The sequence below is a fragment of the Pseudomonas sp. B21-053 genome (genome assembly GCF_026016365.1).
Taxonomy (GTDB): domain Bacteria; phylum Pseudomonadota; class Gammaproteobacteria; order Pseudomonadales; family Pseudomonadaceae; genus Aquipseudomonas; species Aquipseudomonas nunensis.
In genome coordinates, this window is the sequence record NZ_CP087205.1 from 5,810,661 (window position 1) to 5,834,736 (window position 24,076).

A 24,076-nucleotide genomic window follows, 5' to 3' on the forward strand; every position below is an offset into this window, starting at 1 on the left:
TACTGATATACGGAGATTGAGCCTCTGCGTAGGAGCTGCCGAAGGCTGCGATCTTTTGATCTTCAGCCATTTCAGCAATGCCAAAAATCAAGATCAAAAGATCGCAGCCTTCGGCAGCTCCTACAGGAATTCAGAGCTCGACTTTTACCCAACTGACGGGCTGATCCAGCCAATCGGCAAACTCATCGATAAAGCTCTGCTTGAACCCCGCCTCGCCCCAGTTGTTGAAAATGAAGCCCAGGTTCGAAAAGCCGCATTCCTGCAAAAACAGAAACCCGTTGATGTCATCTTCATGCCCGCATTCCGGGCAGGTGAAGTTGTCGGTGCGCCCCGGCATCCACTCTTCCAGGCTTTCGAACAGCGCTTCGCCGACTTCCTTGCGGCATTCGGCACAGCCCGCCTCGCCCAGAAAGCCCTTGGCCGGGGTGTAGATGCAGCGCTTGGTGATGATCTCCAGGCCATTCACCGCTTCACCAAACGGCAGCGCTTGCGGGTGCAGGACCACAGCGCGAGCGCCGTCGGCAAGGGCGTGAGCCATGCGGTTGCCGGTGCGGCCGCAGGTGGTCAGCTCTTCCTTGATGATGTTCTTGCGCACCAGCCAACGCACGACCGCCCGGGCCCGGGGTTCGTGTACGGGCAGCGTGGAGATTTTCGGGACGATGATGCTTTGGGAATTCATGGTGCCAAGCCTACTGCGTCAAATGGGGAATTCTGCGGCGTGCCGGGTTACGCCTTCGCGGGCAAGCCTCGCTCCTACAGGGTTTGTGTCGTCGCAAATTTATCGAACGACACCCAACTTGTAGGAGCGAGGCTTGCCCGCGAAGGCGTCAGGACGGCCGGCAGCTTAATCCCTGACACACGCAGGTCAAGTACTCAAATACCGCCCGATCAAGGCAATCCCGCTGGCCAGCACCAACCACGTCACCAGCCGTACGAACGCCTCCCGGGACAATCTCATGGTCAACCGCCGGCCAATCCATAACCCGAGCGCCATGGCCGGCAACAAACACACGGCCAATACCAACAAGGGTAGCTCGGCATACACACCCGCGACGGCAAACAGGCTCAAACGCACCACGGTGCTGCAACTGATCAGCGCACTTTGCGTCGCCCGGGCCGCCTCCTTGGGCAGGCGACTGTTCAAATAGATCGCATATAAAAAGCCGCCACTGCCAAACAACGCGCCAAACATCCCGCCCACCGTGCCCATCGGCAGCGCCCACGCGGCGGACAGTTGCGTCGGACGGGTTTTGACCCACAGGCTGTAAACCGCATAGGCGCTGATAAACAGCCCCATCAACAGCAGCAACAAGTCGGATTTGAGATTCAGCAGGAAGATCACTCCCAACGTGCAACCCACCGCCATGCACGGCAGCAGTCGCAACAGTTCGGGTTTGGCCACATCCCGCCGCGATGGCAGCAGATTGCCGAAGGCCGCAACGAAATCCAGCAGTACTAAAAGCGGCACGATCTTCGACAGCGGCATAAACAGGATCAGGATCGGCCCCGCCACCAGCGCGGTGCCAAACCCGGCGATGCCAAACACGATGTAGGCCAGGGCGATGCCCAACCCGATCACCAGCCAATCCGTCGCACCGAACGGCCATTGGCTCAACAACTCAAGCACATTCATTTGCAGGGTTTTCCTTGAATACCTGAGATGACTTTAGCCAGCGCCGAGGGTTGCGACTAATATCTTCCAGGCCGCCCACCCATCTCGAAAAGGCATGCCTCGTGCTTTCAACCCGTCAATTACGTTACTTCGTGGAAATCGCCGAGTGCGGCAGTTTCAGCGCTGCGGCCGAACGCCTGTTTATCGCACAGTCGGCCCTGAGCCGGCAGATCAAGGACATGGAAACCCGCCTGCAAACGCCGTTGTTCGAACGTACCGCGCGCCAACCGCGACTCACCGCCGCTGGCGAAGCCTTTTTGCCCCGAGCCAGAAACCTGTTGCACGAACTGACCAAGGCCAGCGAGATGGCCACTCAGGTCGGCACTGGCCAACTCGGCACGTTGCGCCTGAGCCATTCCAGCACGGTGCCGATGAGTGGCCGGTTGTTACGAGGCATCAGCGCTTATCTGGATCAACATGCCGGTGTGTCCATGGACATCGTCAAACTGTCCTCGGAAGCGCAGTTGGAGGAGTTGGCGGAAGGTCGTCTGGATGTCGGCCTGTTGCGCTTGCCGGTGCTGCGTCAGCGTGAAGGAGTGCAGATTATTCCTTTATATAGCGAACGCTTGCTGCTGGCCGTTCCGCCGAATCATCGACTGGCTGTGGATAACTCGGGGCAAGGCATCGATCTGGCGCAATTGAAGGATGAAGCGTTTATCTCCATTCCTCATCCGCAACGCGGCGGGCTGAGTTATCTGTCAGCCGAGCTGTGCATGCGCCAGGGGTTTTTCCCGAAAGCGGCGCGGGTGGTGTCGCGTAAAACCACGCAATTGCAACTGATCCAGGCCGGGTTCGGCATTGCCTTGCTGCCGGAGTCGATGCAGGACATCGCCCCGCCGGATATCCATTTCCTGCCGCTGGCCGATCCGGACTGCCACAGCACCGTCGCCCTGGCCTATCGGCAGAATCCGACGGCGCTGGTCCAACACTTCACTCAACACTTCACCCAACCCATGTAGGAGCTGCCGAAGGCTGCGATCTTTTGATCTTAAAAAACCAAATCAAAAGATCGCAGCCTTCGGCAGCTCCTACGGGGGATCGTGCAATCCCTTGAGGAATGCCTTTATCATGCGCCCCATGATTAAAGATCCCTTTGCAAGACTCGGCCTGGACCGTGAAGTCCTGACTGTCAGCCAGCTCAACGGCCGCGCGCGGGTGTTGCTGGAAGACGTGTTCAGCAATATCTGGGTCGAAGGCGAAATCTCCAACCTCGCTCGCCCGGCGTCCGGCCATGTGTATTTCACACTCAAGGACAGCGGCGCCCAAGTCCGTTGCGCGCTGTTCCGGCAGAACGCCGCGCGGGTGCGTCAGGCGCTGAAGGATGGCCTGGCGGTCAAGGTGCGCGGCAAGGTCTCGCTGTTCGAGGGCCGTGGCGACTATCAGTTGATCCTCGACACTGTGGAACCGGCTGGCGACGGTGCCCTGCGCCTCGCCTTCGATGCGCTGAAAGAAAAACTCAGCGCCGAAGGCCTGTTCAGTGCCGAACGCAAAGTGCCGCTGCCGGCGCATCCACAACGCATCGGCATTATCAGTTCGCCGACCGGCGCCGTGATCCGCGACATCATCAGTGTGTTCCGCCGCCGCGCGCCGCAGGTGCAACTGACGCTGATCCCCACCGCCGTACAAGGTCGCGAAGCCACCGCGCAGATTGTCCGTGCATTGAAACTGGCGGACGCCCGTGGCTTCGATGCGTTGATCCTGGCCCGTGGCGGCGGCTCGCTGGAGGACCTCTGGTGCTTCAACGAAGAAGCCGTGGCCCGTGCCGTGGATGCTTGCGTGACGCCGATTGTCAGCGCTGTCGGGCATGAAACCGACGTCTCGATCAGTGACTTCGTGGCCGACGTTCGTGCGCCGACGCCTTCTGCCGCCGCTGAATTGCTGGCACCGGACTCCAGCGACCTGGTGCGCCGGGTCGAAAGTCTGCATCGCCGACTGGTGATGCGCATCCGCGACCGCTTGATGCGTGATCGCCTGCGCCTGGAAGGCATGTCCCGGCGCCTGCGGCATCCCGGTGAACGCCTGCGCCAACAAGCGCAACGTCTGGACGATCTGGACATGCGCATGCGCCGCGCCTTCGAACGCAGCCTCAATACTCGCCGTGAACGCCTGATTCGCCTGGAAACCCGCCTCGCCGGGCAACATCCGGGTCGGCAACTGGCGATGTTGCGCCAGCGACTCGACAGTTTCGCCGAACGCCTGCCCCGAGCAATGCGCGAAAGCCTTAAAAGCCGTCGCTTGCAGCTGCAAAGCCAAGTGCAGACGCTGCAAGTGGTCAGTCCGTTGGCGACCCTTGCCCGTGGCTACAGCATTCTGCTGGACGAGCGCGGCAATGCGATTCGCAATGCCGCCCAGACTCATCCCGGCCAACGCCTGAATGCCCGGCTCGGCGAGGGCGAGTTGCAAGTGCGCGTCGAAGACAATCACCTGACGCCTGTCACCCTTTCTCTACTGGATTGACCCATGCCGCGTTTCCTCGCTCCACTGCTGTTGCTGTGCCTGACCTTCAACGCCCACGCCGACAGTTACATCACCCGTCTGCTGAACAAACCGGTGCCGGGCGGCGTGGCCGTGGTTGATCTGGGCGCCGCAGCCCAGGCGCCGAAAGCCACGTATCAGGGCAAACCGGTGCTGGTGGTCAAGGAGCAAAGCAATTGGCTGGCGATTGTCGGCGTGCCGCTCACCGTCAAACCGGGCACCCAGCAAGTCAGCAGCGGCGGCCGCAATCTGAACTTCACGGTGGGCAACAAGAAATATCCGGAACAGCACATCACGTTGAAGAACACCCAGCAGGTCAATCCGAACCCGGAAAACCTCAAGCGCATCGAAGGCGAACTGGCCGAACAGATCCAGGCTTACCGCAGCTTCAGCCCCGGCACCCCGAGCAACCTGCTGCTGGATAAACCGGTCAACGGGCCACTGTCGAGCAAGTTCGGTGTACGTCGGTTCTTTAACGGTGAAGAACGCAATCCTCACGCTGGCCTGGACTTCGCGGTGCCGGCGGGCACGCCGATCAAGACACCGGCGGCGGGCAAGGTGATTTTGATCGGTAACTACTTCTTCAACGGCAACACGGTGTTTGTCGACCATGGCCAGGGCTTTATCAGCATGTTCTGCCACATGTCGAAGATTGACGTGAAGGTTGGGCAGCAATTGGCGCGGGGTGGTGTGGTCGGCAAAGTGGGCTCGACTGGCCGTGCGACTGGGCCGCATATGCACTGGAATATCAGCCTGAATGATGCGCGGGTGGATCCGGCGATTTTTATTGGGGCGTTTCAGCCTTAGATAGTTGTCGGGGCTGATGGCCTCTTCGCGAGCAAGCCCGCTCCCACATGGGATTTTGGTGTACGCACATTCTGTGTTCACCCCGGCCAAAAATGTGGGAGCGGGCTTGCTCGCGAAGGCGGCATCAAATACACCTAAAAACCCCACTGACTCAAAATTATCAATTGCGCATCGATCAAACCCCACGCAAACATCCAAACGATCACCCCACATCGCAGCAATAAAATCTCGCCAATCTTGCCTTTTCGAGTATTCCTCTCAATTTTTTTCGACTGCTTGCCATCCTCAACCCCGGCGGTTAGGGTTAAAGCCATGAAAACCTCTCACACCCTCATCCAGCTTCGCCAGCACCGCAGCCTGTGCCTCGTCAGCGCACGACTGCCGGGCTGAATTGCGGTGCCTCGCCTGACACGTTTCCCCCACAACTTTTGATCCACCGGCAGGCCGCCTCTTTTCGGCCCACACAATAAGGATTTCCCGATGAGCATGCTCAAAGACCCGTCTTCGAAATACCGCGCGTTCCCGACTATCGACATTCCGGACCGTACCTGGCCGTCGAAGACCATCACCGCCGCGCCGATCTGGTGCAGCTCGGACTTGCGTGACGGCAACCAGTCGCTGATCGAGCCGATGGACGCGGTGAAAAAGCTGCGTTTCTGGAAAACCCTGGTACAGGTCGGTGTGAAAGAAATCGAAGCGTCGTTCCCGGCCGCTTCGCAAACTGACTTCGACTTCGTACGCACCTTGATCGAAGACGGCCACATCCCGGACGACACCACCATTCAGGTGCTGACCCAGGGCCGTGAAGACTTGATCGAGCGCACTTTCGAATCCCTGCGCGGCGCGAAAAAAGCCATCGTTCACTTGTACAACGCGACCTCCCCTTCTTTCCGTCGCATTGTCTTCAACCAGGACAAGGACGGGATCAAGGCCATCGCCGTGAACGCCGCCAAGCTGTTCGTCAAATACGCAGCCCAGCAGCCGGACACCGAGTGGACCTTCGAATACTCGCCGGAAACCTTCAGCGCCACCGAACTCGAGTTCGCCAAAGAAGTCTGCGATGCGGTGATCGAAGTCTGGAACCCGACGCCTGAGCACAAGGTGATCCTCAACCTGCCAGCCACCGTCGAATGCGCGACCCCGAACATCTATGCCGACCAGATCGAATGGTTCGGCCGTCACATCAACCGTCGTGACAGCGTGATCATCAGCCTGCACACCCACAACGACCGTGGCACTGGTGTTGCCGCCACCGAATTGGGCCTGATGGCCGGCGCCGACCGTGTCGAAGGCTGCCTGTTTGGCAACGGCGAGCGCACCGGTAACGTCGATCTGGTGACTGTGGCGTTGAACCTCTACACCCAGGGCATTCACCCTGAGCTGGACTTCTCCGACATCGACGGCGTGCGCAAAGTCGTCGAAGAGTGCAACCAGATCCAGGTGCACCCGCGTCACCCGTACGTCGGCGACCTGGTTCACACCGCGTTCTCCGGCTCCCACCAGGACGCGATCCGCAAGGGCTTCGCCCAGCAGAAACCGGACACCCTGTGGGAAGTGCCGTACTTGCCGATCGACCCGGCCGATATTGGCCGCAGCTACGAGGCGGTGATCCGCGTCAACAGCCAGTCGGGCAAAGGCGGCATCGCTTACCTGCTGGAACAGGAATACGGCATCAGCTTGCCGCGTCGCATGCAGATCGAATTCAGCCAAGTCGTGCAGCGTGAAACCGATCGCCTCGGCCTGGAGATGACTGCCCAGCAAATCCACGCGCTGCTGCACAGCGAGTACTTGCAGGCCAACACGCCTTACGCGCTGGTCAGCCATCGCTTGCAGGAAGAAAACGGCAACAGTTCGGTGGAAGTGGAAGTCTCCGGCAAAGGCCAGGGCGAAACCAACCTGCACTGGCGCGGCAAGGGCAACGGTGCCCTGGAAGCACTGGTGGCCGGTCTGCCGATTCCGGTGGAAATCATGGACTACAACGAACACGCCATCGGCGCGGGCACCAATGCCAAGGCTGCGGCCTACATCGAACTGCGGGTTGAAGGCCAGCGTGCGGTGCACGGCGTGGGCATCGATGAAAACATCACCACGGCGAGCTTCAAGGCCCTGTTCAGCGCGCTGAACCGCTCGCTGAGCCAGCCGGAAGCGAAAGAAGCGGCGTAAGCGTTCGCTGAAATGCAAAAGGCCCCAAGGTGCGAACCTTGGGGTCTTTTTGTTTGTGCCGCCTGAAGATCAAAAGATCGCAGCCTTCGGCAGCTCCTACATTGGAATGCGATCCCCTGTAGGAGCTGCCGAAGGCTGCGATCTTTTTGGGTGTCAGGTGAACTCGAAGGTATCGGCATCCAGATTCGCCGGAAACCGTGTGCGATAAGCCGCCAGTTCCGCCGCGTCCAGCACCACCTGAAACACCCCATCCGCCTCGCCTGCGCTGAGCAAGGTCTCACCCTGGAAATCCAACACCTGGCTATCACCGGTATACGCAAAGCCTTTACCGTCAGTACCGATCCGGTTCACCGCCGCCACATAGCACAGGTTTTCAATCGCCCGCGCCGGCAGCAAGCGGTTCCAGTGCTGACGCCGTGCACCCGGCCAATTGGCGGTGTACAGCAGCAGATCAGTGTCCTGGGCATCACGGCTCCAGACCGGGAAACGCAGGTCGTAGCAAATCAGCGGCCGGATACGCCAGCCCTTGAGCTCGAACTGCACCTGGCGTTCGCCGGGGGTGTAGTGGTTGTGCTCGCCGGCCATGCGGAACAGGTGGCGCTTGTCGTAATGCAGCACCTCGCCGTCCGGCCGCGCCCAGAGCAGGCGATTGCGGTGGCTGCCGTCGGCGGCCTGGACGATCACACTGCCGGTGATCACCGCATCCAGCTTCGCCGCCTGGACCCGCAGCCACTTACTGGTGGGGCCGTTTTCCGACTCAGCCAGGGTTTCGGATTGCATGGAGAAGCCCGTGGTGAACATCTCCGGCAGGATAATCAGATCCGCGCCGCGCGCCTGTTCCAGCAACTGCTCGAAATGCTCCAGGTTGGCCTGGCGGTCATGCCAGGCCAGGGTGGTCTGGATCAGCGCGATGTTCAGGTTGGGCAGCGTACTCAGATCACGCATAGTTTTGCCGCTGCTTCACGCAGGGTCTCCTCGCGTTTGGCGAAGCACAAGCGCACCAGGCGCTGGCCTTCGGGCGGGTTCTGGTAGAACACCGAGATCGGGATGCTCGCCACGCCGTGTTCGCGGGTCATCCACAGCGCCATCTCGACGTCGTTGAGGTCCGGGCGGATCTGCGAATAATCGACCAATTGGAAATAGGTGCCCGTGACACGGGTCAAGCTGAAGCGCGACGGCGCCAGCAGATCGCAGAACAGATCGCGCTTGGCCTGGTAGAAACCCGGCAGCTCTTCGACATGTTCCGGGTGCTCGGCCATGAAGTCGGCCAAGGCAAATTGCAGCGGGGTCACGCCGCAAAAACTGACGTACTGGTGAACCTTGCGCAATTCCGCGGTGAGGGCCGGCGAAGCGACGACGTAGCCGGTTTTCCAACCGGTGACGTGATAAGTCTTGCCGAAGGAGCTGACCACGAAGGCACGCTGATACAGTTCTTCGTGATTCAGTACGCTGACGTGGGGGACGCCATCGAACACCAAGTGTTCGTAGACTTCGTCGCTGACGATGTAGATGTCGCGATCACGAATCAGATCCGCCAGTTGATCCAGTTCCGCACGGCTGATCAGTGCGCCGCTTGGGTTGTGCGGCGAATTCAGCACGATCATCCGCGTGCGCGGCGTGATTGCCTCGGACAGCTTCTGGAAGTCGATGGAGAAATCATCCAGCCCGAGTTGCACATGCACGCAGCGGCCACCGGCCAGTTCCACCGACGGCTCGTAACTGTCGTAGCACGGGTCGAAGACGATCACTTCGTCGCCGCTGTGGATAACCGCCTGAATCGCACAGAAGATCGCCTGAGTGGCGCCGGGGGTGACGGTCACTTCTTGATCGGCATCCACGTTGACGCCGTAGCTGCGCGCGATCTTCGCCACAATCTGCTGACGCAACGCCGGCAGGCCGGTCATTGGCGAGTACTGGTTATGGCCACTGGCAATGTGCCGGCCGACGGCATCGCACAGCGCCTTCGGGGCATCGAAATCGGGAAACCCCTGGGACAGGTTGATCGCCCCGGTTTGCGCCGCGAGCTGAGACATCTGAGTGAAGATAGTGATGCCGACATTCGGCAGCTTACTGGTGATCATCGGTGGTTCCCTGCTCTACACCCGGCTCTAACGGCGGCGCGGGAGAGCCCGAGGATAGCCCAAACGGCGCCCATAAAAAAAGGGCGCCTGCTGGCGCCCTCTCTATATTGATCGTTCCCACGCTCTGCGTGGGAATGCCGCCATGGACGCTCTGCGTCCACCGCGAATGTGACGCAGAGCGTCACGGGATGCATTCCCACGCAGGAGCGTGGGAACGATCAAAAACTACTTCTATTTCTTATCGCGGCGCTTTTTGTCGGCTTTCTTGTGGTGCGACATCATGCGGCGCTTCTTGTTGACCTGACGGTCGGTGAGCGTGGTCTTTTTGCCTTCGTACGGGTTCTCGCCGCCCTTGAACTCGATGCGGATCGGCGTACCGACCAGCTTCAAGACACGACGGTAAGTGTTTTCCAGATACCGCACATAAGACTTCGGCACCTTCTCGATCTGGTTACCGTGAATCACGATGATCGGCGGGTTCGCGCCACCCAAGTGGGCATAACGCAGCTTGATCCGGCGGTTGTTGACCATCGGTGGCGCGTGCTCGCCGACCGCATCTTCCAGGATCTGGGTGAGGCGGTTGGTCGGCCAGCGGGTGACCGCGGACTTGAACGAGTTCTGTACGGAAGCGTAGAGGTTACCCACGCCAGTGCCGTGCAGGGCCGAGATGAAGTGGATGTCGGCGAAGTCGACGAAGAACAGCCGGCGTTGCAGCTCGACTTTTACGAAGTCGCGCTCGCTCGGCGTCATGCCGTCCCACTTGTTGATCGCGATAACCAGTGCACGACCCGCTTCCAGGGCAAAGCCCAGCAGGTTGAGGTCGTGGTCCACAACGCCTTCACGGGCGTCCATCACGAAGATCACCACGTTGGCGTCTTTGATCGCTTGCAGGGTTTTGACCACGGAGAATTTTTCAACTTCTTCGTGGATCTTGCCGCGCTTGCGCACACCAGCGGTGTCGATCAGCGTGTACTTCTCGTCGTTACGCTCGAACGGGATGTAGATACTGTCGCGAGTGGTGCCAGGTTCGTCGTACACGATGACCCGGTCTTCACCGAGCATGCGGTTGACCAGGGTCGACTTGCCGACGTTCGGGCGACCGATGATCGCGATCTTGATCCCGTCTTTTTCGCTTGGGCCAGGAATGCGCTTGGCTTCCTCGCCTTCGGCAACGATCTCTTCATCGCCTTCTTCTGGCTCTTCTTCGTCTTTCGGGAAGGTGCTCAGAGCGATTTCGAGCATCTGGGTGATGCCACGACCGTGGGCGCCGGCGATCGGAATCGCGTGGCCCATGCCCAACGGGGCGAACTCGGCGCGGGCCATTTCAGGGTCGATGTTGTCGACCTTGTTGGCAACCACGTAGGAACGCTTGTTACGTTTGCGCAAATGCTCGGCGATCATCTGGTCGGCGGCGGTGAAACCGGCCTTGGCATCTACCAGGAACAGAACGACATCGGCTTCTTCAATGGCCAGCAGCGACTGCTCGGCCATTTTTTCGTCCATACCGTGCTCGTCACCGGAGATACCGCCGGTGTCGACCAGAATGTAGGAACGCCCTTGCCACTTGGCCTCACCGTATTGGCGATCACGGGTCAGACCGGACAAGTCGCCGACGATGGCGTCGCGAGTCCTGGTCAGGCGGTTGAACAAGGTGGACTTGCCGACGTTCGGTCGGCCCACCAGGGCGATTACGGGAACCATGCGGCTCTCCACTTCGTTATTTCAGAAAATACAAAAGCCGCTGCGAGGCAGCGGCTGGTGCTCGGGGCAATCACTGCGGGCTTGTTGTGGGAGCGAGCCTGCTCGCGAAAAACGCTTGGACACCGCGTTCATCCAGGCCGCAAACGTAATCGTTGACGGCCTTCGCGAGCAGGCTCGCTCCCACATTCATTCCCACAGGTGAAGCCGCTTGGGATCAACCCAAGCATAGTTCTTACTTAATGGTCAGGGCTTCCAGTTTGCCGCTGTTGCCATAAACATAAATCGTGTCACCCACCACCAGCGGACGGGCACGCAGGCCATCGCTGTCGATGCGTTCGCGGCCGACGAAGCGACCGTCCACCTGGCTCAGCAGGTGCAGGTAGCCTTCCATGTCGCCGACTGCAACGTAGCTGGAGAACACTTCCGGAGCCGACAGTTGACGGCGAGCCAGCGAATCGTTGCTCCACAAGGCTGTGGTGGAACGCTCGTCGACGCCTTCAACGGTGCCCGAAGACAGGCTCACGTAGACGCTACCAAAACCCTGGGCGACACCGGCATAGCTGGAAGCATCACGCTGCCAGAGCTGACGACCGCTTTGCAGGTCCAGTGCCGCGACGCGACCCTGGTAGCTGGCGACGTACAGGGTTTCGCCGGACAACAGCAGACCGCCGTCGATATCGACCACGCGTTCCAGTTCCGAACGACCCTGTGGAATCGCAACCCGTTGTTCCCACACCGGCACGCCGTTGGAAATATCGAGAGCGACCACTTTACCGGTCGACAGGCCAGCCACCGCAAGGCGGTTGGTGACGACTGGCGCACTGGTGCCACGCAGGGTCAGGACGGCCGGAGTGCTGTCATACAACCAGCGCTGGGTACCGGTCGCAGCGTCCAGGCCGATCAGACGATCGTCCTGGGTCTGAACCACCACAACGTCGCCGTTGTTGGCTGGCGGTGCGAGGACTTCGCTGGACACGCGAGCGCGCCATTTCTCTTCACCGTTGGTGGCGTCCAGGGCAACGATTTCGCCCTTGAGCGTACCGATCGTGACCAGACCGTAACCTACGCCAACGGCGCCGGAGACAGGCAGTTCAAGATCTTTCTTCCATTTGACGTCGCCATTGTTGCGGTCCATCGCCACGATCACGCCAGTGACGTCGGCCGCAAAGATGGTGCTGCCATCGATCGCCGGTACCAGCATGTTGTAGGTTTCGCCCTGACCGTCACCGATCGAACGACTCCATTGCTTCTGCAGGACGACTTCTTCTTTGAAATCGACCAGCTCGGCCGGCGGCAATTCTTTTTTGCTGTTGCTGCTGCAACCCGCGGCCAAAATGGCCAGAGCCAGCAATGCTGCATGTTTCCAACGGATCACGTCACGCATCCCCTTTGGCCAGGTCGTCCAGCTTGATTTGGAGGCCGCCGACTGCCGCTTCATCCGACAGTGCTGCCTTGGCTTTTTGATACGCCGTGTTCGCTTCGTCAGTACGACCCAACTGCACCAGCAGGTCGCCCTTGAGTTCTTCGCGAGTGGCCAGGAACGACTTGTCGGCATCGCCTTCAAGCAGTTTCAGGGCTTCTTCGACCTTGTTCTGCGCCGCCAGGACCTGCGCCAGACGCTGACGGGCGATTTCGCCCAGCGCCGGGTTGGCCGGTTTGTCGGCGATGGCTTTCAGCTCGGTGGCTGCGTCGTCCAGCTTGCCGCTGTCGACCGCGACTTTCGCCACGAACAGGCTGCCGTATTGCGCGTAAGCAGAACCGCCGAACTCGCTGTTGAGCTTGCCGGCCAGGTCCGAAACCCGGGCTGCGTCTGGCTTGCCGTCAGGCGTCAGCGTGGTTTCCAGCAGTTGCTGATAGAGAATCGAGGCGCCTTGCGACTGATTGCTCTGATACTTGTGAAAGGCCTGCCAGCCGAACACGATGACCAGCGCCAACAGGCCGCCAGTGACCAGGGGCTTGCCGTTACGTGTCCACCAGTCCTTCAAATCCGCCAGTTGTTCGTCTTCGGTACTCGACACCCCAATACTCCTTAATCGCTAAATCGGCTGTTTGACAGCTTCAACCCTGCACGACGCAGGTGGCCAGGTGTGCAGCGAGCGCATCCCAGGCAATGCTTTGTTGTTCGCCCTGGCCACGCAGGGGTTTGAAACCTACCACTTGCTGGGCCATCTCGTCGTCACCGAGGATCAGCGCATACAACGCACCGCTCTTGTCGGCTTTCTTGAACTGACTTTTGAAACTGCCGGCGCCGGCATTGACTTGCAGGCGCAGGTTGGGCAACTGGTCACGCACACGTTCACTCAGGGTCAGACCGGCCAGCTCGGCAGCTTCACCGAAGGCGCAGAGGTAGACGTCGACCTGACGGGAGATCTCTTGCGGGATCTGCTCCAGGGTTTCCAGCAGCAGCACCAGACGCTCGATACCCATGGCGAAACCAACGCCCGAGGTCGGCTTGCCGCCCATCTGCTCCACCAGACCGTCGTAACGACCACCGGCACACACGGTGCCCTGGGCGCCCAACTTGTCGGTGACCCATTCGAAAACGGTCTTGCTGTAGTAATCCAGCCCGCGAACCAGCTTCGGGTTGATCACATAAGGAATGCCGGCAGCGTCGAGGCGAGCCTTGAGGCCCTCGAAGTGCACTCGGGATTCTTCGTCGAGGTAATCGGCCATTTTCGGCGCGTTGACCAATACCGCTTGAGTCTCGGCGTTCTTGGTATCCAGAACCCGCAAAGGGTTAGTCTTCAGACGACGCTGGCTGTCTTCGTCGAGCTTGTCCAGGTGTGCCGAGAGGAACTCGACCAGGGCTTCGCGATAACGGCCACGAGACTCGCTGGTGCCCAGGCTGTTGAGCTCAAGCTTGACCGCATCACGGATGCCCAGCTCGCCCCACAGGCGCCAGGTCAGCACGATCAGCTCGGCGTCGATATCCGGACCGTCGAGGTTGAACACTTCCACGCCGATCTGGTGGAACTGGCGATAACGACCTTTCTGTGGACGCTCGTGACGGAACATCGGGCCGATGTACCAGAGTTTCTGCACCTGGCCGCCGCCGGTGATGCCGTGCTCGAGCACCGCACGCACGCAGGCCGCCGTGCCTTCAGGGCGCAGGGTCAGGGAGTCGCCGTTGCGATCGTCGAAGGTGTACATCTCTTTTTCGACGATGTCGGTCACTTCACCGATGGAGCGCTTGAACAGCTCGGTGAACTCGACGATCGGCATGCGGATCTGCTTGTAACCGTAGTTATCCAGCAAACGCGAGACGGTGCCCTCGAAATGACGCCACAGGGGCGTCTGCTCGGGCAGGATGTCGTTCATGCCACGTATGGCTTGCAGAGACTTGCTCACTATCAATCCTTAAATTCGTTCGATCAGCCGCGCGCGATAACCGCTGCGTCGGCTTCGACCTTTTCGGCCGCTTTCTGGCGAATCAAGCGTTCAAGCTCATCCACCAGATTTTCATTCGTCAGTTTCTGCGACGGCTTGCCGTCGATGTAAATCAGGTTTGGCGTACCGCCGGTCAAGCCGATATGGGCTTCCTTGGCTTCGCCCGGCCCGTTGACCACGCAACCGATGACCGCGACATCCAGCGGCACCAGCAGATCTTCAAGGCGCCCTTCCAGCTCGTTCATGGTCTTGACCACATCGAAGTTCTGCCGCGAGCAGCTCGGGCAGGCGATGAAGTTGATGCCACGGGAACGCAAGTGCAGGGATTTGAGAATGTCGTAGCCGACTTTCACTTCCTCGACCGGGTCAGCCGCCAACGAGATGCGAATAGTATCGCCAATCCCTTCGGCGAGCAGCATACCGAGGCCCACGGCGGATTTCACCGTGCCTGAACGCAAACCACCCGCTTCGGTGATACCCAGGTGCAGCGGCTGGACGATTTCCTTGGCCAGCAAGCGGTAGGCGGCGACGGCCATAAACACGTCGGAAGCCTTCACGCTGACCTTGAAGTCCTTGAAATTCAGGCGTTCCAGGTGCTCGACGTGACGCAAAGCCGACTCGACCAGTGCAGCCGGGGTCGGCTCGCCGTATTTCTTTTGCAGGTCTTTTTCCAGGGAACCGGCGTTCACGCCGATACGGATCGGGATCCCGCGGTCACGGGCGGCATCCACTACCGCACGCACGCGATCTTCACGACCGATGTTGCCCGGGTTGATGCGCAGGCAGTCAACGCCCAGCTCGGCTACACGCAACGCGATCTTGTAGTCGAAGTGGATGTCGGCAACCAAGGGCACCTTGACCAGTTGCTTGATCTTGCCGAAAGCCTCGGCGGCGTCCATGTCCGGCACCGAGATGCGCACGATATCGACGCCAGCAGCTTCCAGGCGATTGATCTGGGCCACGGTGGCGGCCACGTCATTGGTGTCGCTGTTGGTCATGCTCTGCACAGCGATAGGCGCATCGCCGCCAACAGGCACGTTACCGACCCAGATCTTGCGGGATTCGCGACGTTTGATTGGAGATTCGCCGTGCATGACTTATTGACCCAACTTCAGGCGAGCAGTCTCGCCACTGGTGAACGGAGCGACATCAACCACCTGACCGTTGTAGCTGACCTGCGCACCACGGGCGAAGCCCAGACGCACGGCAAACGGTGGCTTGCCGCTAACGGAAACGTTTTCGCCTTTGCGCTTGAGACCGCTCAACAGCACTTTACCGCTGCCATCGGTCACTTGCGTCCAGCAATCAGCGGTAAACAGCAGTTGCACCGAGCCTTGGCCGGCCACTGGAGCGGCGGCTGGAGCCGTAGCGCTCGGGGCAACCGGAGTAGTCGTAGTCGCAGTCGGAGCCGGAACGGCCGGTGCAGGTGCGGCTGGCGCGGCGACCACAGGTGCGGCGTTGTGAACTGGTGCCGCAGGCGTTGGAGCCGGGGCTACAGGTGCTGGAGCAGGCGCGGTGGCTTCGGCTTCGGCCGGTGCTTCAGTCGATGTCTCGGATTGTGTCAACGGGAGGGCGGTCCCCGCTTCAGTCTGACCTTCCGCGACAGCCTGGTCTTCCGGCTCGTCCAGCGGATGGATCTGGGTAGTGCCGTCGGCACCTTCGACTTCAACGTGTTCCGGGGCCAAAGTGGCCAGGTCCTTGGTGCGCAGTGAGGTTTGATCCTGCCACCAGACAAAACCGCCGCCAATCACCGCCATCAGCAACAACAGGCTGACAATGCGCAAAATAGTGTGGGAAACCCGAACCGGCTCTTCGATACGACCCAGGCTATGCACGTTGCTGCCCTGGGAGTCGGTGCCGGTGGACTGGTCGAATTGCTGGACCAGAACGGTCTGGTCCATGCCGAGCAATTTGGCGTACGCGCGAATATAACCGCGAGCAAAGGTGTGCCCTGGCAGCTTGTCGAACGCGCCGGCTTCCAGATTGCCCAAAGAATTGACGGTGAGGTTGAGCTTGAGGGCCACTTCGGCCAGCGACCAGCCATTGCTTTCGCGGGCCTGGCGCAAAGTGTCACCGGGGTTAACGCGATTCGCTGCTACAACTTCGGGATGCGCCGCTTTCATCATTGCTCCGACAGGTATTGCTGATATTCCGGCGTACCGGGATAGAGTCGTTTTAATTGCAGGCCAAAACTGGCGGCCTTGTCGCGATCTTCAAACACTTTCGCCAGCCGAACGCCGAGCAATAGACTACGTGCATTTTGTTCGGTGAGCAGGCTAAAACGGTCGTAATAGTCACGCGCGGGCACATAATGCCTGTCTTCGTAAGACAACTCAGCCATTTCCAGCAATGCACGCGGTTGTTGGCGGTTCAAACGCAGGGATTTTTCCAGTTGCTGCTGGGCCAGATCACGCTGGCCAAGCTTCGAGGCGGTCATGCCGAGGTTCTCGAACACCCGCGAACGCTCAGGATACAGGGTATCGGCGGCGGCCTGCTCAAAGCGTTCGTAGGCTTCCTTGTAACGTTTCTCTTCGTACAGAAAACTGCCGTAGTTGTTCAGGATGCGAGCATCGCCGGGACGGGAGGACAGCGCCTTGCGAAAATGCTGGTCGGCCAGCTCCGGCTCCATCTCGGCCTGGAATACCAGCCCCAGCGCCGCGTTGGCGTCAGGGTCGGAATCATCCAGGTCCAGCGCCTTTTTCAACGGCACTTTCGCCCGCTCGGTCATCCCTTGCTGCAAGTACCCCAGCCCCAATTGCACGTAGGCAACACGCGCTTCATCGCGGCCCTTGCTGGTCTTCATCGGGTTGAAATCGCCCGACAGGACACAACCAGCACAAAGACTGGCCAACAGCACAAGCAGCGCAAAGCGCAGGGACATAGAGATCCTCTCTTAATTTATTTCGCGGCGTTCTGCGCCATATCGTTCTCGGCGCTCAACTCGCGCACGGCGATATAACGTTCGCTGCGACGGGTGCGATCCAGCACCTGCCCTACCAATTGGCCACACGCGGCATCGATGTCTTCACCACGGGTGGTACGTACAGTGACATTGAAGCCGGCATGGTGAAGCTGATCCTGGAAACGACGAATCGCGTTGTTGCTCGGACGCTCATACCCGGAATGCGGGAACGGGTTGAACGGGATCAGGTTGATCTTGCACGGGATGTTCTTGAGCAACTCGATCATCTCGACCGCGTGTTCAACCTTGTCGTTGATGTCCTTGAGCAAGGTGTACTCGATGGTCAGCACGCGCTTTTCGCCCAGGGACGACATGTAGCGCTGGCACGACTCGAGCAGCATCTTAAGCGGATACTTCTTGTTGATCGGCACCAATTGGTTACGCAATGCGTCATTTGGTGCGTGCAGCGACAACGCCAGGGACACGTCGATGTGCTTGGACAGCTCATCGATCATCGGCACCACGCCCGAAGTGGACAGGGTTACGCGGCGCTTGGAGATCCCGTAGCCCAGGTCATCCATCATCAGATGCATGGCGGCCACGACGTTGTCGAAGTTCAGCAGCGGCTCACCCATGCCCATCATCACCACGTTGGTGATGGCACGGTCGGCGGTCGCCGGGATGCTGCCGAACGATTTATTGGCAATCCACACCTGGCCGATGACTTCGGCGGCGGTGAGGTTGCTATTGAAACCTTGCTTGCCGGTGGAGCAGAAACTGCAATCCAGGGCACAGCCTGCCTGGGACGAAACGCACAGAGTGCCGCGTTTGCCCTGGGGAATGTAGACGGTCTCGACGCAGCTGCCGGACGCCACGCGCACCACCCACTTACGGGTGCCGTCGGTGGAAATGTCCTCGCTGACCACTTCAGGACCGCGAACTTCAGCAATCACCTTGAGCTTGTCGCGCAAGGCTTTGCTGACGTTCGTCATGGCGTCGAAATCATCGACGCCTAGGTGGTGAATCCATTTCATTACCTGACCGGCACGGAAACGCTTCTCCCCGATTGAGTCGAAGAATTTTTCCATTTCCAGCTGAGTCAGACCCAGCAGGTTAGTTTTTACAGTCGATGTAGTCATGGATTCACCTTCACTCATAAGCCAATGCTTAGCGAGTGGTTACTTCAGTAGCTGCGAAGAAGTACGAGATTTCGCGAGCAGCAGCGGCTTCGGAGTCCGAACCGTGTACAGCGTTGGCGTCGATGGAATCAGCGAAGTCAGCGCGGATGGTGCCGGCAGCAGCTTCTTTAGGGTTGGTAGCGCCCATCAGTTCACGGTTCAGAGCGATAGCGTTTTCGCCTTCCAGAACCTGAACAACAACCGGGCCGGAGATCATGAAAGCAACCAGGTCGCCGAAGAAACCGCGAGCGCTGTGCTCAGCGTAGAAGCCTTCAGCTTCGGCTTTGGACAGTTGCTTCAGTTTCGAAGCTACAACGCGCAGGCCAGCTTTTTCGAAACGAGTGGTGATCTCGCCGATAACGTTTTTTGCAACAGCGTCAGGCTTGATGATGGAGAAAGTACGTTGAACAGCCATGGTGTAACTCCAGAAACGGTAATTTGTGAAAAATTAAACCCGCGAATTATACGCGGGTTCTTTGGTATTGCCTAACTGAGTAAGGTCGCGGCCTCTGTAGGAGCTGCCGAAGGCTGCGATCCTTTGATCCTGATTTTGCGCTTGAGATTCAAGTGGCATCGGGAAAAGATCGCAGCCTCGCTTCGCTCGTCAGCTCCTACTCTGCTTCTTCGATCCAGGCGGCCTGAATGGCTTCAAGCACCTTCTCGCCACCGCGGGTCGGATCATCACTGAACTCCGGCAATGCCAGCACCCATTTGTGCAGATCGACGAAGTTCACGTAGCGCGGGTCCACTTCTGGCTTGGATTCAGCCAGTTGGATCGCGATTTCCAGCACATCAACCCATTTCAGACTCATAAAACACTTCCTTGAATCAGTGCGGCGCTTCAGCTGCATGGTTGAGCGAGTATTTCGGAATCTCGACGGTCAGGTCTTCATTTCCGACGAGTGCCTGACAGGCTAGACGCGATTGCGCTTCCAGACCCCAGGCCCGATCAAGAAAATCTTCTTCCAGTTCGTCCGCTTCTTCCAGCGAGTCAAAGCCTTCACGAATGATGCAATGACACGTGGTGCACGCACAGACGCCGCCACAGGCGCTTTCCATCTCGATATGGTGCTCATGGGCGAGCTCGAGGATGGAAGTCCCCGGCTCAGCCTCGACAACCATGCCTTCCGGGCAAAACTTATCGTGTGGCAGAAAAATGACCTGCGGCATCAGTTATCCTCGATTTCATTCAGGTTGCGCCCCGCCAGCGCGGCTTTCACCGTCGAGTCCAGGCGGCGGGCAGCAAAGGCATCGGTCACTTGCGACAGACGCTTGGTCTGCTGCTCGATGGCATAACCATCGGTGCCTTTCATCAATTCGGTCAGTTCCTGCACTTGCATCTCGATGACCATGCGCTCTTCGGCGTCGAGCAGGCGCTCGCCATCGACTTCGAGGGCGCCCTGCACCGCTTCGATCAGGCGCTGGGCATCGACTTGTTGCTCACGCAACACACGGGCGACCTTGTCGTCGTTGGCGTGCTGGAACGAATCTTTGAGCATCTTGGCGATTTCGCCGTCGGTCAGGCCGTAGGACGGCTTGACCTGAATGCTGGCTTCCACGCCTGAACCCAGTTCGCGGGCCGCGACGCTGAGCAGACCGTCGGCATCGACCTGGAAGGTCACGCGAATCTTCGCCGCACCGGCCACCATTGCCGGAATGCCGCGCAGTTCGAAACGGGCCAGGGAGCGGCAGTCGCTGATCAGCTCGCGCTCACCCTGCAAGACGTGAATCGCCATGGCCGACTGGCCGTCTTTATACGTGGTGAAATCCTGGGCGCGGGCGACGGGGATGGTGGTGTTACGCGGAATCACCTTCTCCATCAGGCCGCCCATGGTTTCCAGCCCCAGGGACAACGGAATCACGTCGAGCAGCAGCAATTCGCCGCCATCGCGCTTGTTGCCAGCCAAGGTATCGGCCTGGATCGCAGCACCGATGGCTACCACTTGATCCGGATCGATTTCGGTCAGCGGTTGGCGACCGAAGGCTTCGGCAACCGCATCGCGAACCCGAGGAACACGCGTCGAACCACCGACCATGACCACGGCGTGCACTTCTTCCAGCTCCACGCCGGAATCACGCACGGCGCGACGGCAGGCTTTCAAGCTGCGGGCGACCATCGGCTCGATCAGCGCATCGAAGGCTTCGCGGGTCAGTTGGGCTTTCCAGTCACCGTAAGCGACTTCAACGCTCGCCACAGTGGTCAGCGCTTCTTTGGCCGCACACGCGGTTTGCAGCAGATTGCGTTGCGCACCCGGATCGAGGTCGGCGGACAAACCGGCGCTCTCGATGATCCAGCCAGCGATCGCGTGATCGAAGTCATCGCCGCCCAGGGCGCTGTCGCCACCGGTAGCCAACACCTCAAACACACCGCCAGTCAGGCGCAGAATCGAAATATCGAAAGTACCGCCGCCCAGGTCATAAATCGCGACCAGGCCTTCAGCGTGCTGATCCAGACCGTAAGCCACCGCAGCGGCGGTCGGCTCATTGAGCAGACGCAGCACGTTCAGGCCGGCCAGTTTGGCCGCGTCCTTGGTGGCTTGACGCTGAGCATCGTCGAAATAGGCGGGAACGGTGATCACCGCGCCGACCAATTCACCACCCAACGTCGCTTCGGCACGCTGACGCAGCACCTTGAGGATTTCGGCGGAGACTTCAACCGGGCTTTTCGGGCCTTGCACGGTGTCGATGAACGGCATGTGCGACTCGCCACCGACAAAGCGGTATGGCAGTTGATCGCCCAATTGCTTGACGTCGGACAGACCACGACCCATCAAGCGCTTGACCGACAGCACGGTGTTCAAGGGATCGGTAGCGGCTGAAAGCTTGGCGGACTCGCCCACTTCCACGCGATCGGCGTGATAGCGCACGGCAGACGGCAGGATGACCTGGCCGTTGTCGTCAGCCAGAGGCTCGGAAAGACCACTGCGCAATGCAGCGACCAGCGAATTGGTAGTGCCCAAGTCAATCCCCACAGCCAGACGACGCTGGTGCGGTTGAGGACTTTGGCCGGGTTCGGCGATCTGCAGTAGGGCCATCGTAATCAGGACTTATCTGTATATCAGGCGTGCGACCGGAGCGGCACTGGGTTAATCGTCGAGGCGCTCTTCTAACTGGCGCACTTCGTAGGTGAGCTTGTCGAGGAACTGCATGCGCCGCATCAGGCGTTCGGCCTGCTCACGTTGCGCAGCATCATCCCAACAGGCTGCGAAGCTTTCGTTCAGTTCATCCTGCGCAACTTTCAAGCGACGCTTGAACACGGCAATGCCGGCCAGGTCGGCGCTGTCTTGCAGGTCTTCGAGCTCTTCGCGCCATTGCATCTGCTGCAGAAGAAACTCCGGATCATGCACCGTGACTTCCAGTGGCAACTCGCGACCACCCATGGCGAGCAAATAACGCGCGCGTTTCGGGGGGTTTTTGAGCGTCTGGTAAGCCTCGTTGAGGTTCGCGGATTGCTCGAGCGCCAGCCGCTGCTCGCGCTCGGGAGCGTCGGCAAAGCGGTCTGGATGAACACCGCGCGCCAACTCACGATAGCGCGTGGCCAACTGCTCGAGATCCAGACGGAAGCTCGGCTGCAGTTCAAATAAAGCGAAATGACAAGGAGTACCCACGCGCAGCCTCAGATGTTGAAGCTTTCGCCGCAGCCACATTCACCGCGTACGTTGGGATTGTTGAACTTGAAGCCTTCGTTCAACCCCTCCTTGACGAAATCGAGCTCGGTGCCGTCCAGGTAAGACAGGCTTTTCGGGTCGATAATCACTTTCTCGCCGTGACTTTCGAACACCTGATCCTCTGCAACCACCTCGTCGACGAACTCCAGCACGTAGGCAAGGCCGGAACAGCCTGTGGTGCGAACACCCAGACGAATCCCTTCACCTTTGCCGCGCCCGTTGAGGGAGCGTCGCACGTGTTGAGCTGCCGCTTCTGTCATGCTGATAGCCATCGGTGACTCCTTACTCGTCGCCAAATCTTGAAAGTCAGATCAAGCCTTTCTTCTGCTTGTAATCGCGAACGGCCGCTTTGATAGCGTCTTCAGCGAGTACGGAGCAGTGAATTTTCACTGGCGGCAAGGCCAGTTCTTCGGCCAGCTGAGTGTTCTTGATGGTCTCTGCTTCATCCAGAGTCTTGCCTTTCATCCACTCGGTCGCCAGGGAGCTGGAGGCGATAGCCGAACCGCAACCATAGGTCTTGAACTTGGCGTCTTCGATGATGCCTTGCTCGTTAACCTTGATCTGCAGACGCATCACGTCGCCGCACGCCGGGGCGCCGACCATGCCAGTGCCGACATCCGGATCTTCCGCGTCCATCTTGCCGACGTTGCGCGGGTTCTCGTAGTGGTCGATGACCTTTTCGCTGTAAGCCATGATTCTTAATCCTCACTCATCAGAGAGTCGCTCTTGAAGCCCCGCAAACCGCGGTTTACAGGGCCGATTTGCGGCGACTTGAAATCAGTGTGCCGCCCACTCGATTTTCGAAATGTCGACACCGTCTTTGTACATGTCCCACAGCGGCGACAGAGTGCGCAGCTTGGTAACGGCCTCGCAGACTTTCTGCGCGGCGTAGTCGATTTCTTCTTCGGTAGTGAAACGGCCGAAGGTGAAGCGAATCGAGCTGTGTGCCAGTTCGTCGTTGCGGCCCAGGGCGCGCAGTACGTACGAAGGCTCAAGGGAAGCCGAGGTGCAGGCCGAACCGGACGAAACCGCCAGGTCTTTAAGGGCCATGATCAGCGACTCGCCTTCAACATAGTTGAAGCTCAGGTTCAGGTTGTGCGGTACGCGAGCGGTCATGCTGCCGTTGATGTACAGCTCTTCCAGGCCTTCGACCTGTTTGAAGAAGCGGTCGCTCAAGGCTTTGATGCGCACGTTCTCGGCAGCCATGTCTTCCTTGGCTACGCGGAAGGCTTCACCCATGCCGACGATCTGGTGGGTCGCCAGGGTGCCGGAACGCATGCCACGTTCGTGACCGCCGCCGTGCATGGTCGCTTCGATGCGAACACGCGGCTTGCGGCTGACGTACAGTGCGCCGATGCCTTTAGGACCGTAGGTCTTGTGGGCAGAGAACGACATCATGTCGACTTTCAGCTTCGACAGGTCGATGTCGACCTTGCCGGTGGACTGAGCCGCGTCAACGTGGAACAGAATGCCCTTGGAACGGGTCAGTTCGCCGATGGCCGCGATGTCGTTGACGGTGCCGATTTCGTTGTTCACGTGCATGATCGAAACCAGGATGGTGTCGTCACGCAGGGCAGCTTCAACCATCTCAGGCGTCACCAGACCATCGGTGCGCGGCTCGATGTAAGTCACTTCGAAGCCTTCACGCTCCAGTTGGCGCATGGTGTCGAGGACAGCCTTGTGCTCAATCTTGGTGGTGATCAGGTGTTTGCCCTTGGTCGCATAGAAATGCGCCGCACCCTTGATTGCCAGGTTGTCGGATTCGGTGGCACCGGAGGTCCAGACGATTTCACGCGGGTCGGCGTTGACCAGGTCTGCGACCTGACGACGAGCGTTTTCGACGGACTCTTCAGCTTTCCAGCCGAACACGTGGGAACGGGACGCCGGGTTACCGAAGTTTCCGTCGACCAGCAGGCATTCACTCATCTTTTGCGCGACACGCGGATCAACCGGGGTGGTCGCAGAGTAATCAAGGTAAATCGGCAATTTCATGGACTATCTCCTAAATCAGGCTGGCTGGCGTGCCGCTAGCTCTTTGGCTG

The 24,076-nt window shown here is 59.5% G+C and carries 24 protein-coding genes; 4 read left to right on the forward strand and 20 right to left on the reverse strand.

The window, feature by feature from the left end; all coding sequences use genetic code 11:
* Positions 1-130 precede the first annotated feature (130 nt).
* Entirely contained in the window at positions 131-679 is a 549-nt protein-coding gene (locus tag LOY68_RS25895) for a hypothetical protein (protein WP_054613626.1), read from the reverse strand.
* 186 nt (positions 680-865) lie between these two features.
* Entirely contained in the window at positions 866-1,633 is a 768-nt protein-coding gene (locus LOY68_RS25900) for a sulfite exporter TauE/SafE family protein (protein ID WP_163912268.1), read from the reverse strand.
* A 101-nt stretch (positions 1,634-1,734) separates the two neighbouring features.
* Between LOY68_RS25900 and LOY68_RS25905 the strand changes: the two genes are divergently transcribed.
* The 4 genes from LOY68_RS25905 (at position 1,735) to leuA (ending at position 7,117) form a co-directional block, all read left to right on the forward strand.
* Positions 1,735-2,631 (forward strand): LysR family transcriptional regulator, encoded by an 897-nt coding sequence (locus tag LOY68_RS25905; RefSeq protein ID WP_265040720.1) that lies wholly within the window; start codon positions 1,735-1,737, stop codon positions 2,629-2,631.
* 118 nt (positions 2,632-2,749) lie between these two features.
* Entirely contained in the window at positions 2,750-4,129 is a 1,380-nt protein-coding gene (gene xseA, locus LOY68_RS25910) for an exodeoxyribonuclease VII large subunit (RefSeq protein WP_054613623.1), read from the forward strand.
* Positions 4,130-4,132: 3 nt separating this feature from the next.
* The gene (locus tag LOY68_RS25915) at positions 4,133-4,954 is read left to right on the forward strand and encodes a peptidoglycan DD-metalloendopeptidase family protein (protein WP_054613622.1); all 822 of its coding nucleotides are present in this window, start codon (positions 4,133-4,135) and stop codon (positions 4,952-4,954) included.
* Between the two features lie 480 nt (positions 4,955-5,434).
* Positions 5,435-7,117: a 2-isopropylmalate synthase gene (leuA, locus tag LOY68_RS25920; RefSeq protein ID WP_054045357.1), complete on the forward strand. Its 1,683-nt coding sequence runs from the start codon at positions 5,435-5,437 to the stop codon at positions 7,115-7,117.
* Between the two features lie 153 nt (positions 7,118-7,270).
* On the opposite strand, the gene LOY68_RS25925 is transcribed toward leuA, so the two are convergent.
* From LOY68_RS25925 to LOY68_RS26010, 18 genes are all read right to left on the reverse strand, one after another.
* Positions 7,271-8,062: an amidohydrolase gene (locus LOY68_RS25925; RefSeq protein ID WP_265040723.1), complete on the reverse strand. Its 792-nt coding sequence runs from the start codon at positions 8,060-8,062 to the stop codon at positions 7,271-7,273.
* Positions 8,050-9,198, reverse strand: a complete 1,149-nt coding sequence (locus LOY68_RS25930; protein WP_265040724.1) for a pyridoxal phosphate-dependent aminotransferase — start codon at positions 9,196-9,198, stop codon at positions 8,050-8,052. The genes LOY68_RS25925 and LOY68_RS25930 overlap by 13 nt, the downstream gene beginning before the upstream one ends.
* A gap of 231 nt (positions 9,199-9,429) precedes the next feature.
* Entirely contained in the window at positions 9,430-10,899 is a 1,470-nt protein-coding gene (gene der, locus LOY68_RS25935; protein ID WP_054045364.1) for a ribosome biogenesis GTPase Der, read from the reverse strand.
* A gap of 232 nt (positions 10,900-11,131) precedes the next feature.
* Positions 11,132-12,283, reverse strand: a complete 1,152-nt coding sequence (bamB, locus tag LOY68_RS25940; RefSeq protein WP_054045367.1) for an outer membrane protein assembly factor BamB — start codon at positions 12,281-12,283, stop codon at positions 11,132-11,134.
* Positions 12,276-12,917, reverse strand: coding sequence for a tetratricopeptide repeat protein (locus tag LOY68_RS25945; RefSeq protein ID WP_163912255.1), 642 nt, complete (start codon positions 12,915-12,917; stop codon positions 12,276-12,278). The genes bamB and LOY68_RS25945 overlap by 8 nt, the downstream gene beginning before the upstream one ends.
* Before the next feature lie 40 nt (positions 12,918-12,957).
* A complete protein-coding gene (hisS, locus tag LOY68_RS25950; RefSeq protein WP_163912252.1) occupies positions 12,958-14,247 on the reverse strand; it encodes a histidine--tRNA ligase in 1,290 nt (429 codons plus the stop codon).
* Between the two features lie 23 nt (positions 14,248-14,270).
* Positions 14,271-15,380: a flavodoxin-dependent (E)-4-hydroxy-3-methylbut-2-enyl-diphosphate synthase gene (ispG, locus tag LOY68_RS25955; RefSeq protein ID WP_054045372.1), complete on the reverse strand. Its 1,110-nt coding sequence runs from the start codon at positions 15,378-15,380 to the stop codon at positions 14,271-14,273.
* A 3-nt stretch (positions 15,381-15,383) separates the two neighbouring features.
* Complete coding sequence (locus LOY68_RS25960) at positions 15,384-16,409, reverse strand: helix-turn-helix domain-containing protein (protein WP_265040729.1); 1,026 nt, start codon at positions 16,407-16,409, stop codon at positions 15,384-15,386.
* Positions 16,409-17,167: a type IV pilus biogenesis/stability protein PilW gene (gene pilW / locus LOY68_RS25965; RefSeq protein WP_054045376.1), complete on the reverse strand. Its 759-nt coding sequence runs from the start codon at positions 17,165-17,167 to the stop codon at positions 16,409-16,411. The genes LOY68_RS25960 and pilW overlap by 1 nt, the downstream gene beginning before the upstream one ends.
* A gap of 17 nt (positions 17,168-17,184) precedes the next feature.
* Positions 17,185-18,327, reverse strand: coding sequence for a 23S rRNA (adenine(2503)-C(2))-methyltransferase RlmN (gene rlmN / locus LOY68_RS25970; RefSeq protein WP_054045377.1), 1,143 nt, complete (start codon positions 18,325-18,327; stop codon positions 17,185-17,187).
* Between the two features lie 28 nt (positions 18,328-18,355).
* Entirely contained in the window at positions 18,356-18,781 is a 426-nt protein-coding gene (ndk, locus tag LOY68_RS25975) for a nucleoside-diphosphate kinase (protein WP_007916882.1), read from the reverse strand.
* 196 nt (positions 18,782-18,977) lie between these two features.
* Positions 18,978-19,178 (reverse strand): Fe-S cluster assembly protein IscX, encoded by a 201-nt coding sequence (gene iscX / locus LOY68_RS25980; RefSeq protein WP_059403384.1) that lies wholly within the window; start codon positions 19,176-19,178, stop codon positions 18,978-18,980.
* A 16-nt stretch (positions 19,179-19,194) separates the two neighbouring features.
* Entirely contained in the window at positions 19,195-19,536 is a 342-nt protein-coding gene (gene fdx, locus LOY68_RS25985; RefSeq protein WP_054045379.1) for an ISC system 2Fe-2S type ferredoxin, read from the reverse strand.
* Entirely contained in the window at positions 19,536-21,401 is a 1,866-nt protein-coding gene (hscA, locus tag LOY68_RS25990) for a Fe-S protein assembly chaperone HscA (protein ID WP_265040742.1), read from the reverse strand. The genes fdx and hscA overlap by 1 nt, the downstream gene beginning before the upstream one ends.
* A gap of 51 nt (positions 21,402-21,452) precedes the next feature.
* Positions 21,453-21,974 carry a co-chaperone HscB gene (gene hscB, locus LOY68_RS25995; protein ID WP_054045383.1) on the reverse strand — a complete coding sequence of 174 codons (522 nt, stop codon included), beginning with the start codon at positions 21,972-21,974 and terminating at the stop codon, positions 21,453-21,455.
* A gap of 8 nt (positions 21,975-21,982) precedes the next feature.
* A complete protein-coding gene (gene iscA / locus LOY68_RS26000) occupies positions 21,983-22,306 on the reverse strand; it encodes an iron-sulfur cluster assembly protein IscA (protein WP_054045385.1) in 324 nt (107 codons plus the stop codon).
* Between the two features lie 34 nt (positions 22,307-22,340).
* Positions 22,341-22,727 (reverse strand): Fe-S cluster assembly scaffold IscU, encoded by a 387-nt coding sequence (gene iscU / locus LOY68_RS26005; protein WP_003443374.1) that lies wholly within the window; start codon positions 22,725-22,727, stop codon positions 22,341-22,343.
* Between the two features lie 84 nt (positions 22,728-22,811).
* Entirely contained in the window at positions 22,812-24,026 is a 1,215-nt protein-coding gene (locus LOY68_RS26010; RefSeq protein WP_054045387.1) for an IscS subfamily cysteine desulfurase, read from the reverse strand.
* Positions 24,027-24,076 lie beyond the last annotated feature (50 nt).

What these genes read in the sequence shown, in the direction of transcription:
- LOY68_RS25895 (WP_054613626.1), bottom strand. Translation starts at nt 679, where the DNA reads ATGAATTCCCAAAGCATCATCGTCCCGAAAATCTCCACGCTGCCCGTA.
- LOY68_RS25900 (WP_163912268.1), bottom strand. Translation starts at nt 1,633, where the DNA reads ATGAATGTGCTTGAGTTGTTGAGCCAATGGCCGTTCGGTGCGACGGAT.
- xseA (WP_054613623.1), top strand. Translation starts at nt 2,750, where the DNA reads ATGATTAAAGATCCCTTTGCAAGACTCGGCCTGGACCGTGAAGTCCTG.
- LOY68_RS25915 (WP_054613622.1), top strand. Translation starts at nt 4,133, where the DNA reads ATGCCGCGTTTCCTCGCTCCACTGCTGTTGCTGTGCCTGACCTTCAAC.
- leuA (WP_054045357.1), top strand. Translation starts at nt 5,435, where the DNA reads ATGAGCATGCTCAAAGACCCGTCTTCGAAATACCGCGCGTTCCCGACT.
- LOY68_RS25925 (WP_265040723.1), bottom strand. Translation starts at nt 8,062, where the DNA reads ATGCGTGATCTGAGTACGCTGCCCAACCTGAACATCGCGCTGATCCAG.
- LOY68_RS25930 (WP_265040724.1), bottom strand. Translation starts at nt 9,198, where the DNA reads ATGATCACCAGTAAGCTGCCGAATGTCGGCATCACTATCTTCACTCAG.
- der (WP_054045364.1), bottom strand. Translation starts at nt 10,899, where the DNA reads ATGGTTCCCGTAATCGCCCTGGTGGGCCGACCGAACGTCGGCAAGTCC.
- bamB (WP_054045367.1), bottom strand. Translation starts at nt 12,283, where the DNA reads ATGCGTGACGTGATCCGTTGGAAACATGCAGCATTGCTGGCTCTGGCC.
- ispG (WP_054045372.1), bottom strand. Translation starts at nt 15,380, where the DNA reads ATGCACGGCGAATCTCCAATCAAACGTCGCGAATCCCGCAAGATCTGG.
- LOY68_RS25960 (WP_265040729.1), bottom strand. Translation starts at nt 16,409, where the DNA reads ATGAAAGCGGCGCATCCCGAAGTTGTAGCAGCGAATCGCGTTAACCCC.
- pilW (WP_054045376.1), bottom strand. Translation starts at nt 17,167, where the DNA reads ATGTCCCTGCGCTTTGCGCTGCTTGTGCTGTTGGCCAGTCTTTGTGCT.
- rlmN (WP_054045377.1), bottom strand. Translation starts at nt 18,327, where the DNA reads ATGACTACATCGACTGTAAAAACTAACCTGCTGGGTCTGACTCAGCTG.
- ndk (WP_007916882.1), bottom strand. Translation starts at nt 18,781, where the DNA reads ATGGCTGTTCAACGTACTTTCTCCATCATCAAGCCTGACGCTGTTGCA.
- iscX (WP_059403384.1), bottom strand. Translation starts at nt 19,178, where the DNA reads ATGAGTCTGAAATGGGTTGATGTGCTGGAAATCGCGATCCAACTGGCT.
- fdx (WP_054045379.1), bottom strand. Translation starts at nt 19,536, where the DNA reads ATGCCGCAGGTCATTTTTCTGCCACACGATAAGTTTTGCCCGGAAGGC.
- hscA (WP_265040742.1), bottom strand. Translation starts at nt 21,401, where the DNA reads ATGGCCCTACTGCAGATCGCCGAACCCGGCCAAAGTCCTCAACCGCAC.
- iscA (WP_054045385.1), bottom strand. Translation starts at nt 22,306, where the DNA reads ATGGCTATCAGCATGACAGAAGCGGCAGCTCAACACGTGCGACGCTCC.
- iscU (WP_003443374.1), bottom strand. Translation starts at nt 22,727, where the DNA reads ATGGCTTACAGCGAAAAGGTCATCGACCACTACGAGAACCCGCGCAAC.
- LOY68_RS26010 (WP_054045387.1), bottom strand. Translation starts at nt 24,026, where the DNA reads ATGAAATTGCCGATTTACCTTGATTACTCTGCGACCACCCCGGTTGAT.